The following is a 15,172-nucleotide window of genomic DNA, read 5'->3' on the forward strand; positions in this document are numbered from 1 at the left end:
TTGACGTCAGTGTGGCTTTGGTACTAGGTTCAGCAATTGTACTTTCGATGAACTTTTGTACTAAATTTGAGCAGTAGAACTTTCTACCCCACACTGAACGCCAAGCCAAGGCCCGTTATCCCCAACATTATGACTGACCGTTACAAACTTCATCAATTCTATCAAGGTAAGGGAACAGAACCCAATTATTTAAACGTACAAGAAATAACCGATGCTGTCTCCAACACAACCGAATTACAAATTGTAACTTTAGCAATGGATTTGCCTGGCAAGACACAAAAACAACGGCAAGAGATTGAAGATAAATGGATACAACTTTTGCCAACGCTTGACAATATCAAAGTACTTTCAGTAAGACACAGAGTGAAGCAAGATTTCTTTGACGCAATTTGCAAAATGAAAAACCTGGAAAGGCTTATGTTTTGGACTTCAAATGTTGAAGATATTTCCAATATTAAATCCTTAACAAAGCTTAAAAATTTGAAAATATGCTCGTTCAGCCGACTTAAAGATATTTCCCCTTTACTGTCATTAAAAATGCTGACGATTTTATCAATTGACAATTGCTTTAAAATTGAGAACTATGAAATATTAGGCAATATGACACAGTTGATTGGACTTGAGCTTTGTGGCGACACATTTGCATCAAGAAATTTAAGGCTTAAAAGCTTAAAACCATTTGAGACTTTAAATAAATTAAAACATCTAGACTTGTCATCAGCTTCAGTAATTGACAATTCATACGAAAGCATTTTAAAAATGACAAGTTTAGAACGGTTCGACTTATCAATAAATATTCCCAAAGTAACCAGAGAAGAAATCAAAACAAAACATAAAAATTTGAAAGCTGGCTTTTTCATGGACTGGGATTTTGATAACAAGAAAATGTACGACGGAAAGCTCTGGTAGAAATGTGTGCGGCTAATATGCGCATTGGCAACATTGCTCGCCGATATTGGTCGCCTGACCAATATCGTACGCTTTAATCTAAGCAACAATAAAAGCCCAATTCATAATCCAACAGTACAATAGTGTGACGCAAGCAAAGCCCAATGCATATTCCGTTGCACCCGTTTTACGGTAGTAGTTAGTGGAGTTTTTAGGAAGTGGATAATGGGGATTTGGGTTTGAATAGAAAGACTTTTGCCTATTTTTGAGTTGGGCGTCATTTTATATGAAAAATACTTTAATTATAACAGTCTCGATCATTATTCTTTTTACACCTTCCTGTAAATCGAAAAATAATTATAAGGTTATAATGACAAACAACTTCTTGGAAACCTCTTTCAATATTGAAAACGGGATTCAAATTGACGAGCTTAAAGTGGACAGTTTTTCTGAAAATAAACTTCCACGTATTTTTTCTCTAAAAGAGAGTTTTGTTTTGCGAAGAAAATCAGACTTTGCTCAGAGTGAAAAATTAAGCAACTTACTTTTTTTCGACAAACCAAATAAAGGCTATGAATGGATAAACGATTCAATATGGGGGCTATTTGATATTAGCATCAAAGAGTATAAATACATCGGGACAGTTTCAGAAAGGAATAAAAGTGACAATTCATATCAACAAATATTTGACGTATATCCAAGAATACTTAAGCCTAACTCATGGTATTTAATCGACTTTAAACCAACTAAGTTAAATAAAAAGCACCATGAATTTCTCTATATTACTGATAAACAAGAATTTACTTTCTTTCCTTTAAAGGAAGTTGGTGACTAAAAACGAACGCCCAACATGGGTATTGCTGCGACGCTGTTGGTCGCCTGACCAACCGCCCTTCGCTTTAATCTCCCCATCAATAAAAGCTGAATTGCATTACAGAAAGCACAAGAGTGCGACGCAAGAAAAGCCCCATGCATATTCTTTGCCCGGCCAACAAATGGTAGCTACATTTTACAGCTATTTACTTTTATCTTCGTTGGCATTACAAAGCAGAAAACAATATGTACGAATCTACAACGCAAATACGTGTACGCTACGCCGAAACCGACCAGATGAATGTGGTATATTATGGTAATTACGCTCAATATTTTGAAGTGGGCAGGGTAGAAAGCATACGCCAGCTGGGATATTCGTATAAGGATATGGAAACGGCGGGTGTAATAATGCCCGTGGTAGAATTGCATATAAAATACCTTCGCCCGGCAACTTATGATGACCTGCTTACCGTAAAAACCACCCTCCGCGAATTGCCCGAAGACCACCGCTGCGAGTTTTTTCAGGATGTATATAATGAGGAAGGCAAATTACTGGCGGCAGGCCGTGTAGTATTATATTATCTGGATGCACAAACCCGCAGAAAAACAGTTATTCCACCTGCCATGAAAGAAAAACTGGTACCTTTTTTTACAAACCAATAAAGGAGTAGTCGGGGTTTACTTTAGTATATCCAGCACCTTAAACATTTGGGGCACAACAGATCCTGCCGCATCATTATAATTATTAATGATAAAAGCAAAAGTATACACCGTACCATTCTTTGCCGTTTGATAACCGGTAAATGCCTTGGCCCCGCCAATGGTACCACTCTTCATTTTGGTGCCGTTATACAAGGGTAGTGCGGCATAAAAGCTATTAAACCAATCCTTGTTGCGGGCATATTGCATGGCACTTACCATGGCATAAGTGGTAACCCTGTTTTGCGGCGATAACCCACAGCCATCCTGCATATGCAGGGCATAAGCATCTATACCCCGGGCCTGCCAGAAATTTTGTAATAGCTTAACGCCGTTTTCGGTTGAGCCTTCACCCGTTTGTTGGGCGGCCATGGTTTTAATAAAGGCTTCGCCATAGAGATTGATGCTTTTTTGGAGGAAGAAGTACATCATACTATCCAACCGGGGGGAGGTTAAATAACCAATATTGGGGCCTGTTGAGTCGGTACTATTTACTACCTGCACATTGCCGGTAATTGGCATATTATGGGCTATAAAGTATTCCTTTAATTCATTACCCGCCTGCAAAGCCGGATTGGGCAAGGCGCCGGATAGGGTAAATTGCACAACACCTGCTGGTACAGTACCGGTAACAAAACCAGTATTGGTATAGGGCGCAAGATATATATACCCATGATCGCCGCTGCCGGCTTTACCTGTACTTAAATGGTTGTTGATCGTAAAATTTGCCACCGCAGGATTTGTACCTGTAATGGCAACGACATCGCCCACCTTTTTGCCGGGTTGTAACAAAAGATCGTATTGGTTTTCGTTCCAGTTAAAGCCATAGCTACCGGCACCATAATAATTACCAATATCGTCCCATATCCAGCCGCCTGGTAAGGGCTGGTAGGCAAAGCTGCCATTGCTTATGATAATATCACCATCTATCTGGCGAATATTTTGCCTGGCTAAATAGGTTTTTATTAATGCAACGATAGCTTCCCTGTTGGTTTGCGGGTAACGCCAGCTACCCAGGGTTGGGTCGCCCATGCCTTTTAGCATAAGGTTGCCATGCAATACCCCATTGTTGATATTGCCCGTAAAACTTACCGGGGTATTATAGGCATAACCCTTGCCCAATAGCTCATAGGCCGCTATGGAAGTGAATATTTTTTGGGTGCTGGCAGGTGCCAGACCGGTTTGCTCGTTATGGGCGTAAATTATTTTATTGGTATTGCTTTCCACCACGTACAGGCTAATAGTAGCATGCGCAAACTGCGGATGTTGCTCCATTTTTTGGATGGCATTGGCCAACTGCTGCGGTATGGTTTGTGCTTTTGCCGTAATTATACCGCAAAACAAAAAAAACGTACTTATTCTTTTCATATTCATCAATTACCTTGCACAAAAATAAGTAAGGCAACCACAGCAAAAAGCCAATGTTTTAAAGCAGCTTGCCTACTGTTTAAATGCCCTTTGTATATATGACAAAAATTACAGCATCCATTATTACGATTGGAGATGAGTTATTGATTGGACAGGTAATTGATACCAATAGCGCCTGGATGGCGCAGGAATTGAATAAGATTGGTGTTTGGGTGCAGCATAGAATTGCCGTAGGAGATGTTTGGGAGGATATTTGGCAGGCATTGGATGAGGAAGCTTTACGTTCAGATATTATTTTCATCACTGGTGGACTTGGCCCAACTGCCGACGATATTACCAAACCTTTATTGTGTACATATTTTGGGGGTACCATGGTAATGGATTTGCCTACGCTGGAACATGTAACTTATTTATTTGAACACGTGTTTAAGCGCCCCATGCCCTTGCTGGATAGAAATAAAAAACAGGCCGAAGTACCCGATGTTTGTACCGTGCTAAAAAATGAAAGAGGCACAGCACCCGGTATGCAGTTTGAGAAAAATGGTAAACTTTTTTTTAGTTTACCCGGCGTACCACATGAAATGAAGGGCTTGATGTCGGATCATATTTTTTCCCTTTTAAAAGAGCGGTTTAAGCTGCCTTATATTGGCCACAGCACTTTGCTGACTGTTGGGGTAGGAGAGTCCTACCTGGCAGATATGATACAATCGTTTGAGGAAGTGTTACCCGAAAATGTAAAGCTGGCCTATTTACCCAATTATGGCATGGTTAGGCTGCGTTTAACTGCTCATGGAGCAGAGAGGCAAACGGTAGATGCATTATTGGAACAGCAATTTACCGCCTTGAAAATGTTAGTTCAGGAATTTGTTGCTGCCGATGAAGATATTGCCATGAACGAGATTGTAGGGCGATTATTAAAGGCAAAGGGTAAATCGGTTACCACTGCTGAAAGCTGCACGGGTGGGTATATTGCCCATTTAATAACGGCGTTGCCAGGTGCATCGGCCTATTTTAAAGGATCGGTGGTGAGTTATGATAATACCGTAAAACAAAATGTATTAAAAGTTAACAGCAATACACTTGAAATAAATGGTGCCGTAAGCGAACAAACAGTGATAGAAATGCTGCAGGGTGCACTAAATTTAATGCAAACCGATTATGGTATAGCAGTTTCTGGTATTATGGGTCCCGATGGTGGCACTGAAGAAAAACCTGTTGGTACCGTTTGGGTGGCAGTGGGAAATAAATGGCATGTTGAAACCAAAAAATTGCATTTCCGTTTTAGCAGGGAGCGAAATATTGAATTAACGGCAATAAATGCGCTGAATCTTTTAAGGTTATTCATTCTTAAAAATGATACGGCCTGATTTATTACCTTTGGCATCTAAAAAATTGCTGCCATTTGTTATAAGTAACTTTAAATGCTTTACTGTGTTGGCTGCACAGTGTTATAGCGCACAAGAGTGCGACGCAAGCGGTGTTCAATTTATAGGATTTGCCGGGCAAACATATATCCCGGATTGTTGAAGAGGTTTATTAATCATAAAATGTAAATCAGCATGGCTCTTGTTGACCTGATAATGCCCAAACTTGGTGAAAGTATTATGGAAGCCACCATTTTAAAATGGCATAAAAAACCGGGTGATGCGGTGAAGTTGGACGAAACTATTTTGGAAATTGCTACTGATAAAGTAGACAGTGAAGTGCCCAGCACCTATGCCGGTACATTACAGGAAGTTTTGTTTAATGTAAATGATGTGGTACCTGTTGGTGCTGCTATTGCCCGTATTGAAACAGCCTCTGCTGCTGTTATAACTGAAAGTACTGTTGTTGAAGTAGCTGCTGCCGCAGCTGCTGAAGCTTTGCCATATGTGCCGGTAGAAACCGTGGTAAATGCTGGCCCATCAAATGGCAACCGGTTTTACTCTCCACTGGTTTTAAATATTGCCAATAGTGAAGGCATAAGTATGTCTGAACTGGAAAATATGCCGGGTACAGGCAACGAAGGGCGTGTAACTAAAAGGGATATTTTACAATATATTGAAGATAAAAAAGCTGGAAAGCAACCAATTATTGCACCAGTAGTGGTGGCTGTAGCGGATGCGCCAATCGCAGAATTACCAAAAACAGAAGCCCCTGTAATTGCTCCGGCTACAGCACCTGCTCCTTCGGTAAAACCACTTACGGATTATACAGGCAGCAATGTAGAGATTATTGAAATGGATCGTATGCGTAAGCTGATTGCCAAACATATGGTAGATAGCAAGCAAACTAGTCCGCATGTTACCAGTTTTGCCGAAGCAGATGTTACCAATATGGTATTGTGGAGGGAAAAAGTGAAAAAGGAATTTGAAAAAAGAGAGAATACCAAAATAACGTTTACCCCCATATTTATTGATTGTCTTACTAGGGTTATTAAGCGTTTCCCGCTGATTAATAGTTCATTGGATGGGGATAGGATTATTATTAAAAAAGATATCAATATTGGCATGGCAACTGCTTTGCCAAGTGGAAATCTTATTGTGCCTGTAATACGCAATGCCGATTATTTAAACCTGGTAGGTTTAAGTAAATCAGTAAACAGTCTTGCCGAAAGTGCCCGTAATAACAAGCTAAAACCAGATGATACCAATGGCGGCACTTTCACACTTACCAATGTAGGTACCTTTGGCAGTTTAATGGGTACGCCTATTATCAATCAGCCGCAGGTGGCAATTATGGCTGTAGGTGCTATAAAGAAAAGGCCCGTGGTTATTGAAACAGAACAGGGTGATACCATTGGCATCAGGCATATGATGTACCTGTCGCTAAGTTATGATCATCGTATAGTAGATGGTAGCTTAGGTGCATCGTTTTTAACCGCGGTAGCTAAAGAATTTGAAGCCTGGGATTTGGAAAGAACCTGGTAAACATAAATTATCTTAAGCCGGTTATTAATGCCGGCTTTTTTTATGAACCTGGCCTTGGTACGCGGATTAAGCTTTACTTGCGTCGCACTCTTGTACTGCAGTAATGCTATTGGGCAATATTTTTAAAAGGGCTTTATGGTTTAGGTATAAAATATTACTATGAAAAAAGATATTGAGAACAGGGAAGATATTATTGTATTGGTAAACAGTTTTTATCAAAAAGTAAAAAAGGATGCCGTTATTGGTTATTTGTTTTTAGAAGTGGTAGAAATAAATTGGGAAAAACACCTGCCCGTAATGTATGATTTTTGGGAGAACGTGCTGTTTTTTACCGGCAGCTATAATGGAAATCCAATGACACCCCATAATCAGTTACATAAAAAATCGCCATTAAATCAGGATCATTTTGCCAAATGGCTAATGTTATTTACCCAAACAGTAGATGAATTATTTGAAGGGGAAAAAGCAAATTTGGCCAAACAAAGGGCGGTGAGTATTGCAACAGTAATGCAGCTAAGTGTGCTGCACCAGGGCAGTGGGCATTCGAATTTACAATAGGAATAGGCAATAAAATGCCGCTATGAAAAAGGAACGATAAACCGTGCGTGGCAAGCGCCGATGCCAAAGGCTATATAGCTGGTTACCCTACCGCCTTTTATAATTTGAAATATGCGTTTGGTTGTTATTATTTAAACCCTTACTTTTGCCGCCCAATTTTCCCACAAGGCCTAATCAAGTGTGCTGCCAGTGCAGTGCCGCCAGTAGGGAGTAATCTTAAACAGATTATATAATGCCAAAAGTTAAAACAAACTCAAGCGCCAAGAAGCGTTTTAAGGTGACAGGAACAGGAGAAATCACCTTTCAGAAAGCATTTAAACGTCACATTCTTACCAAAAAATCTAAAAAGCGTAAACGTGCCATGCGTATTAAAGGCAGCGTTGCAGCGCCAAATAAGGATTTTGTAATGCGTTTATTACGTTTGAAATAAACCACTTTCCTGAAAGAATTGATTAACATTAATTTACAAATCATTTCGGAAAAGGTAGTAAACGCCACCCATACCGGAATTTAAAAAAATTAACTATGCCTCGTTCAAAAAATGCCGTAGCATCAAGGGCCAGAAGAAAAAAGATACTTAACCAGGCCAAAGGTTATTATGGTAAACGTAAAAACGTTTATACCGTTGCCAAGAATATTGTAGAAAAAGGTATGACTTACAGCTATGTTGGCCGTAAGTTGAAAAAACGTGAATACCGCCAGTTGTGGATTGCACGTATTAACGCTGCTGTAAGAAATGAAGGAATGACTTATAGCGAGTTTATTGATAAACTAAACAAAAAAGGTATTGAAGTTAACCGTAAAATGCTTGCTGATTTGGCTATGAATGAGCCTACCAGCTTTACTGCATTGGTTAATTCAGTTAAATAGTTGAAGTTTTTATTGCAAAAAGAGCCGGATACAATGTGTCCGGCTCTTTTTTTTTATGTCTTATAGCAGATGTTTAAGCCAGTGGCAACAATGTTTGAAAGCATTATTCCGCCCTCAGTAATGGTTGAAGGTTAAGGAATTATATTATTTTCTATAGAAAGCTGCACAGCTTCTTTTTTTTCTGCTATTATTATTGCAATAAGCTACTTTTGCAAAAATTTTTTTATTCAAAAAATGCCTTCGTAAAGAATGAATAATACCTATACCGGTCTGGTGAAACAAACATTTCACTTCCCCCAGGATGGTTTTGATTTGGGAGACAATGGATACCTTGAATTCAACGACCTGAATTTAAAAGATCTGATTGAGAAATATGGTACTCCCATGAAGCTTACTTATTTGCCCAAAATTGGTAAGCAAATTAATAAGGCCAAGACCATGTTTGCCAATGCTTTTAAGAAACATAAGTATGAGGGTAAATATTTTTATTGTTACTGTACTAAAAGCTCACATTTCTCTTTCATAGTAGAAGAGGCATTAAAGCATGAGATTCATCTGGAAACCTCTTATGCTTACGATATTGAAATAATTAATAAACTGTACCAGCGCCGTAAGATTACAAAAGATACATTTATCATTTGTAATGGCTACAAGCAAAAAAGCTATACCTCCCGCATTGCAAAACTGATTAATACCGGCTTTAAAAACGTTATTCCTATTCTGGATAATATTCAGGAACTGGAAGCATATAAAAGAAGTGTTAAACACCCTTTTAAATTAGGTATCCGTATTGCAGCAGAAGAAGAACCCAACTTTCCTTTTTATACCTCCCGCTTAGGTATCAGGGCAAAAGATATACTGGAGTTTTATGTAGACCAAATTGAAGGTTTTGAACATAAGTTTCAGCTAAAAATGCTGCATATTTTTCTTAATAAGGGTATTAAGGATGATATTTATTACTGGAGTGAATTAAATAAAATTATTAACCTCTACTGCCAGTTAAAAAAGATTTGTCCAGAGCTGGATTCTATCAATATTGGCGGTGGTTTCCCCATTAAACATTCACTGGGTTTTGAATACGATTACCAGTTTATGATTAATGAAATTGTTGGTAATATAAAGAAGGGATGTAAAAGAGCCAATGTACCTATGCCCAATATTTATACTGAATTTGGCAGCTTTACCGTAGGGGAGAGCATGGCCCATATTTACAGTGTAATTGGCCAAAAAGTACAGAACGACAGGGAAATATGGTATATGATTGATTCATCATTTATTACCACCCTGCCCGATACATGGGGAATTGGCGAAAAGTTCCTGATGCTGCCCATAAATAAGTGGGGGAATGAATACCAACGGGTGGTGCTGGGAGGCATTACCTGTGATAGCCATGATTATTACGATTCTGAAGAACATATAAATGAGGTGTTTTTGCCAAAATTAACCACAGAGTCCGGAGGGTTAAACGGTCAACAGCCCAATGGTTACTCCACTGCCAACGACAAGGAAACGCTTTATGTAGGTTTCTTTCATACGGGTGCTTACCAGGATCAGATTAGTGGGTATGGCGGTATTAAACACTGTCTTATACCATCTCCTCAACATATTATAGTTGGCCACGACAAAACCGGCAAACTGGTAGATTGGGTATATGCCAAAGAGCAAACTGCACAAAGCATGCTTAAAATTTTGGGCTATATGCGATAATTTATTTTTATGTACTTAAAAGCCGCTACATTTATTTAGCGGCTTTTTTTATAAGCGGTTGTGATACTGTATTTAAACTAATTAATTTCAATAAAAATTAAGGTATGCCAAAAATTGTTATTTGCTTATGCTCGTTTATGCTGGTATTCTCAGTAATATCAAAAGCACAATCCGACGAAGAATCGGTAAAAGCAGTTATCAATACTATGTTTGCTGCAATGAAAGCTGGTGATGGTAATACTTTGATGCAATGCTTTGCGGATAGTGCCATTTTGCAAGGTGTGGCAGTGAAAAATGGGAATGTAACTATTGAAAACGAATCAGTTAAAGATTTTGCAAAAACAATTAGTCAGCTACCCAAAGATGCTGCAGATGAGCGTATAACTTTTGATCTTATAAAAATTGATTGTAATCTGGCTATTGCCTGGACACCCTATCAGTTCTATTATAAAGGCCAGTTTAGCCATTGCGGGGTAGATTCTTATCAATTGGTAAAAATAAATGGCAGCTGGAAAATTCAATATCTGATTGATACCCGCAGAAAAGAAGGTTGTAAATAGGGTATTAGCCCGGCTACGGATGCTACATCGGTTTTACTTGCGTCGCACACTTGTACGTCAGGATGATAAAGCAGCAGTTTTGGTAATAACATAAATGGTGCTACATGCTGCCATATACCCGGAACCCTGAACCGAGCGTGGCAAGCGGCGATGCCATAATTATCTACAGCCGGCTTACACCATGTATTTATCCAATAAGAGCATAAAATAATCCCGGCTAATCATAGTAGCCCCCAAACTTTCCAGGTGAGGTGTATATATCTGGCAATCTATTAATGCTATACCTTCAGTAACCAATTGATTTACATAGCTAATAAATGCGTATTTGCTGGCATTGCTTACCAGGCTAAACATACTTTCACCAAAAAAAACCTTACCCATTTTTATACCATATAAGCCACCCACCAACTGGTTATTTTGCCAAACTTCGGCACTATGCGCATAGCCAGCTTTGTGTAGGTTATTGTATGCATTTTCCACCTCGTTGGTAATCCAGGTGCCATATTGGCCCGGTCTCAATGTAGATTTACAATGTTGAATTACTGCTGAAAATGCAGTATTAATCCGAAAATCGAAAGCCTGCTTTTTAAACAATTGCTGCATGCTTTTGCTTACTTTAAGGTGCTTAGGGTATAAAACAAACCTGGGATCGGGGCACCACCACAAAGGAACTTTCTCTTCAAACCAGGGGAAAATACCACTTTTATAAGCCAGTAATAAGCGTTCTTTGGAAAGGTTGCCTCCTACAGCCAACAACCCATCCTCTTCAGCATCTTCCACCGGGGGGAACCATAACTGCTCTGTTAAAATATGGATTGCCATGTTTATCTTTAATCGGAGGGCAAATTAAATTACTTGGATTGTTCTATAGTGGCGCCAATACCTCTTTCAGAAATGGCTTCCCTTAAAGGCTTTAAAGTTTGGTAATCACCATTTTTTACAGCGCATTTACCTTTAAAATGAATGATAAGGGTACACTGTTCTGCCTGTTCTGGTGTATGGTCGCATACTTCAATCAGCGTTTCAATTACATGATCAAAAGTATTTACCTCATCATTCCAAACAATAAGGTTATACGGAAGCTGTACTTCTGTTAATACCGCAATATCTTCTTCTTCAAACGGGTTTGTTGAGGTATGTCCATACATCACATTCATAGCCGTAAAATTATACAATTAAGCAGAATAGACTAAGAATTGTTAATGCCTGCTGCATAGGAATTGTGGTTTTTATGGGCAATTTTGAAAATCAAATTGGCATTAACTACTTGTTAAACAGCCGTTTAAATAAGAAATAGAGTATAAAATGTAGTGTATAAATAACACTTATTACCATCAAAGCGTCATTTTTACACAATTCTTAAATCCTTAGCAGAAAAATTAGTACTTTTGCCAGCTAATTTTTATTTTTATAAAGAATAACAATTAGTTTGTATTTGTTTCAACCAAAAATCTGTCTTAATAACAAGTAAATAGTAATTATCCAATATGAGGCAACTCAAAATCGCTACACAGATCACTAATCGTGACTCGCAAGCCGTAGAAAAGTATCTGCAGGAAATTTCAAAAATTCCAATGATCACTCCCGAAGAGGAAACAACACTGGCACAGCGTATCAAAATGGGTGATCAAAGAGCGCTTGACAAATTGGTGCAAGCCAATTTACGTTTTGTGGTATCTGTTGCCAAGCAGTACCAACATCAGGGTCTTAGCCTAAGTGATCTTATCAACGAGGGAAATCTCGGCCTTATTAAGGCGGCACAACGCTTTGATGAGACAAAGGGCTTCAAATTTATTTCTTACGCTGTATGGTGGATTCGCCAGTCCATTTTACAGGCATTGGCCGAACAAGGCAGATTGGTTCGCTTACCTCAAAACAAAATTGGTACCTACAACAAAGCCAATAAAGCCTATATGGCATTTGAACAGGAGCATGAGCGGGAACCATCTACCGAGGAACTGGCAGACATTCTGGAAATGAGCGAAACCGAAATCAACAACATTTTCCAAAGTAATACCCGTCATACTTCGCTGGATGCACCTGTGCACGAAGCAGAAGATGTAGCCATGGGTGATTTGCTGGAAGGTGGTGATGATACCGATGACGATGTGATGAAAGACTCATTACGTGAAGAAATTCGCAGGGTATTAAAATCATTAAGCCCACGCGAAGCAGAAATTGTAAATGCCTATTTTGGACTAGATGGCGAAAATGGCGTTACCATCGAGCAAATTGGTATGAAATACGATCTTACCAAAGAACGTATTCGTCAAATTAAAGAAAGAGCTATTAAGCGCTTACAAAAAGCACGTTATAGCAATGCATTAAAAGCCTATTTAGGTTAAATTACCAATAGCATCTATTTAAACCTCCTGCTTTTGCGGGAGGTTTTTTGTTTTATACCCGGCATTGGTACCTGTATGCAGCTTTACTTGCGTCGCACTCTTGTACGTTCAGTACAATATGCAGCTGCTAAAGCATACCACTTATATACAAAAATTAATATCTGGCCACTATTGGTATATGATAATCAGGTGTTGGTCGCAATGTTTTAAAATGCCGACTAAAAAATAAAAAATCTCATTACTTTGGTGTTATGAAACCTGTATGGTACAATAAAAAGTGGGTAGTTGTATTGCTGCATACAATCACCTGGGCAGTTATATTTACGCTACCATTTCTTATGCGCACTTCCAGTAACGATCCGCATAAGCCTCCGCCAAACGATGGGTTTATTATGTTTTACATGGTAACAAGCTGTATCTGGATAGGTTTTTTTTACCTTAATTCCCTGGTACTTTTCCCCCGATTCCTCACCAAGCATAAATACTGGGTTTATATTATACTACAATTGCTGCTATTGTTTGTTATATCAGTTATAAACAATATTTTTTTTAATTTACTGGTAAGACATTCCCCCTACAGCATTCCCAATTTCTTTGTTTATAATACTTTTCCTTATTTGTTTATTTTGGCGGGTAGTACTGCATACCGAATGATACTCGACAAGATACAATCCGATAAGTTGATGCAGGATAAGGAAAATGAAAATTTAAAAACAGAGCTTTTATTTCTTCGGTCTCAGGTAAGTCCGCATTTCATGTTTAATGTATTAAATAATATGGTAGCATTAGCCCGGAAGCAATCTGATCAGCTGGAACCTTCCTTAATCAAGCTTTCTTCTTTAATGCGCTATATGTTGTACGAAACTGATGAAGACATGGTACCATTGGAAAAAGAAACCGAGTACCTTCAAAGCTATATTGATTTGCAGCAACAGCGATTTGGTAATAAGGTTTGCGTTAATGCCTCCTTAAAAGAATTGGATGGCACCTACGATATTGAACCTATGCTGCTTATACCATTTGTAGAAAACGCCTTTAAACATGGTACAGGTTTAGTAGAGAATGCCCAAATAGATATTGAGTTAAGGGCCAAAAACGATATGTTGTATTTTACTGTTCGCAATAAATTCAACCCGTCTGCTGAGGAGGAGAAAGATAAAACTTCAGGTATTGGATTAACCAATGTGGAAAGACGGCTAAGTTTATTATATGGCAAAAATCATACTTTGCTTATCAATAAAAATGATGGTTGGTTTACCATTTCACTTCAATTAAATTTACATTGATGCTTAGATGTATGGCCATAGACGATGAACCGCTTGCCCTGGAATTACTTGAGGATAATATAAGTAAAGTACCCTACCTGCAATTAGTTGCATCCTGCAGCAATCCATTGGAAGCCATGAAAATATTACAGGAACAGGAAATTGACCTTGTTTTTCTTGATATCCAAATGCCAGGGCTAACTGGTTTACAGTTTATACAAAGTCTGGCTGTAAAGCCCATGTTTATTTTAATTACAGCTTACGAAAAATATGCTTTGCAGGGCTTTAACCTGGATGTTACAGATTATATGGTAAAGCCTGTTTCTCTGGAACGTTTTATAAAGGGTTGCAATAAAGCATGGGATATTTTTCAATTAAAACAAAAAGGTAAAGAAACCGTTACAGCCGAAGTAAAGCCAGATTATTTTTTTGTAAATGTAGAATACAAACTGGTAAAAGTTGTTTTTGCTGATATTACCTGGATTGAAGGTTTAAAGGACTATATTAAAATACATCTGGTACCTCCGGCAAAACCTGTAATTACCAGGATGAGTATGAAGAGTATGGAAGACCAATTGCCAAAAACTGATTTTATTCGTATTCACAAATCCTATATCGTTTCCTCTGCAAGCATAACTGCAGTAATGAAAAATACTGTTTTTATTCATGATCTGGAATTGCCCGTTGGCGAAAGTTACCGTGATGCATTAACTTTTTTAACCGGCCGTAACACAGTTTAGGGTACTGATTTGATTTATAATTTTCGATTGTGTAAAAAAAGTCTCAACATTTTCCAGTTTCATCGCTTTTATACCTGGTTACATATTTTCGTAATTAGTTTTGCAGCAATAATTAAGAGCTATAAAATAGTCTCATAAGCGGCAATAAAAGGCCGTTTAGGCCTTCTGTTTTTACAGAGGGTTTTTTGTGCGTTGGCTTTAAGTATTCTTATTTGAATGATGTTGTGATAGTTGTTTTATTATTGGTTATTGTTAATTGCTGCATAGTATTGTTATAGTACAAGAGTGCGACGCAAGCAAAGCTGCATAAGGGTTTTAGCAGGGTTAATAAAATTTGGTAATAATATAAGTGTACCTGTTTGTATTGCATTAATCGTGAATTTTCAATTAAAGTGTTGTTTCATTTTTTGATTTACCACTTATAACTATATTCTTTCTTTCGTCGCAGAA

The 15,172-nt window shown here is 38.3% G+C and carries 16 protein-coding genes; 13 read left to right on the forward strand and 3 right to left on the reverse strand.

The genetic code is table 11. The features are described 5' to 3' along the window. Nucleotides 1–129 precede the first annotated feature (129 nt). The 3 genes from GD597_RS02265 (at nucleotide 130) to GD597_RS02275 (ending at nucleotide 2,364) form a co-directional block, all read left to right on the forward strand. Nucleotides 130–909, forward strand: a complete 780-nt coding sequence (locus GD597_RS02265; RefSeq protein ID WP_171606190.1) for a leucine-rich repeat domain-containing protein — start codon at nucleotides 130–132, stop codon at nucleotides 907–909. A gap of 349 nt (nucleotides 910–1,258) precedes the next feature. Further along, nucleotides 1,259–1,723: a hypothetical protein gene (locus GD597_RS02270; protein WP_171606191.1), complete on the forward strand. Its 465-nt coding sequence runs from the start codon at nucleotides 1,259–1,261 to the stop codon at nucleotides 1,721–1,723. A 224-nt stretch (nucleotides 1,724–1,947) separates the two neighbouring features. Next, nucleotides 1,948–2,364, forward strand: coding sequence for an acyl-CoA thioesterase (locus tag GD597_RS02275; RefSeq protein ID WP_171606192.1), 417 nt, complete (start codon nucleotides 1,948–1,950; stop codon nucleotides 2,362–2,364). Nucleotides 2,365–2,379: 15 nt separating this feature from the next. Here the strand turns inward: GD597_RS02275 and dacB are convergent, their stop codons facing one another. After that, on the reverse strand, nucleotides 2,380–3,768 hold the full coding sequence (dacB, locus tag GD597_RS02280) for a D-alanyl-D-alanine carboxypeptidase/D-alanyl-D-alanine endopeptidase (protein WP_171606193.1): 1,389 nt from the start codon (nucleotides 3,766–3,768) through the stop codon (nucleotides 2,380–2,382). Nucleotides 3,769–3,866: 98 nt separating this feature from the next. Here dacB and GD597_RS02285 point away from each other — a divergent pair, with 98 nt between their 5' ends. From GD597_RS02285 to GD597_RS02315, 7 genes are all read left to right on the forward strand, one after another. Further along, a complete protein-coding gene (locus GD597_RS02285) occupies nucleotides 3,867–5,135 on the forward strand; it encodes a CinA family nicotinamide mononucleotide deamidase-related protein (RefSeq protein ID WP_171606194.1) in 1,269 nt (422 codons plus the stop codon). 192 nt (nucleotides 5,136–5,327) lie between these two features. Then, nucleotides 5,328–6,677: a dihydrolipoamide acetyltransferase family protein gene (locus tag GD597_RS02290; RefSeq protein ID WP_171606195.1), complete on the forward strand. Its 1,350-nt coding sequence runs from the start codon at nucleotides 5,328–5,330 to the stop codon at nucleotides 6,675–6,677. A 159-nt stretch (nucleotides 6,678–6,836) separates the two neighbouring features. Then, nucleotides 6,837–7,235, forward strand: a complete 399-nt coding sequence (locus GD597_RS02295) for a group III truncated hemoglobin (RefSeq protein WP_171606196.1) — start codon at nucleotides 6,837–6,839, stop codon at nucleotides 7,233–7,235. Between the two features lie 232 nt (nucleotides 7,236–7,467). After that, on the forward strand, nucleotides 7,468–7,665 hold the full coding sequence (gene rpmI / locus GD597_RS02300) for a 50S ribosomal protein L35 (RefSeq protein WP_171606197.1): 198 nt from the start codon (nucleotides 7,468–7,470) through the stop codon (nucleotides 7,663–7,665). Between the two features lie 95 nt (nucleotides 7,666–7,760). After that, nucleotides 7,761–8,105 carry a 50S ribosomal protein L20 gene (gene rplT, locus GD597_RS02305; RefSeq protein ID WP_171606198.1) on the forward strand — a complete coding sequence of 115 codons (345 nt, stop codon included), beginning with the start codon at nucleotides 7,761–7,763 and terminating at the stop codon, nucleotides 8,103–8,105. 249 nt (nucleotides 8,106–8,354) lie between these two features. Next, nucleotides 8,355–9,812 (forward strand): type III PLP-dependent enzyme domain-containing protein, encoded by a 1,458-nt coding sequence (locus GD597_RS02310; RefSeq protein WP_171606199.1) that lies wholly within the window; start codon nucleotides 8,355–8,357, stop codon nucleotides 9,810–9,812. A 104-nt stretch (nucleotides 9,813–9,916) separates the two neighbouring features. Next, a complete protein-coding gene (locus tag GD597_RS02315) occupies nucleotides 9,917–10,372 on the forward strand; it encodes a nuclear transport factor 2 family protein (protein ID WP_216368498.1) in 456 nt (151 codons plus the stop codon). A 174-nt stretch (nucleotides 10,373–10,546) separates the two neighbouring features. On the opposite strand, the gene aat is transcribed toward GD597_RS02315, so the two are convergent. Further along, a complete protein-coding gene (gene aat / locus GD597_RS02320; RefSeq protein ID WP_171606200.1) occupies nucleotides 10,547–11,194 on the reverse strand; it encodes a leucyl/phenylalanyl-tRNA--protein transferase in 648 nt (215 codons plus the stop codon). Between the two features lie 29 nt (nucleotides 11,195–11,223). After that, complete coding sequence (locus GD597_RS02325; protein WP_235954162.1) at nucleotides 11,224–11,529, reverse strand: ATP-dependent Clp protease adaptor ClpS; 306 nt, start codon at nucleotides 11,527–11,529, stop codon at nucleotides 11,224–11,226. Between the two features lie 330 nt (nucleotides 11,530–11,859). Between GD597_RS02325 and GD597_RS02330 the strand changes: the two genes are divergently transcribed. From GD597_RS02330 to GD597_RS02340, 3 genes are all read left to right on the forward strand, one after another. Continuing rightward, nucleotides 11,860–12,717 (forward strand): sigma-70 family RNA polymerase sigma factor, encoded by an 858-nt coding sequence (locus GD597_RS02330; protein ID WP_171606201.1) that lies wholly within the window; start codon nucleotides 11,860–11,862, stop codon nucleotides 12,715–12,717. Nucleotides 12,718–12,968: 251 nt separating this feature from the next. Next, nucleotides 12,969–14,003, forward strand: coding sequence for a sensor histidine kinase (locus GD597_RS02335; protein ID WP_171606202.1), 1,035 nt, complete (start codon nucleotides 12,969–12,971; stop codon nucleotides 14,001–14,003). Then, on the forward strand, nucleotides 14,003–14,722 hold the full coding sequence (locus GD597_RS02340; protein WP_171606203.1) for a LytR/AlgR family response regulator transcription factor: 720 nt from the start codon (nucleotides 14,003–14,005) through the stop codon (nucleotides 14,720–14,722). The genes GD597_RS02335 and GD597_RS02340 overlap by 1 nt, the downstream gene beginning before the upstream one ends. Nucleotides 14,723–15,172: the final 450 nt, after the last annotated feature.

This window comes from Limnovirga soli (assembly GCF_013106755.1).
Classification (GTDB): Bacteria; Bacteroidota; Bacteroidia; order Chitinophagales; family Chitinophagaceae; genus Limnovirga; species Limnovirga soli.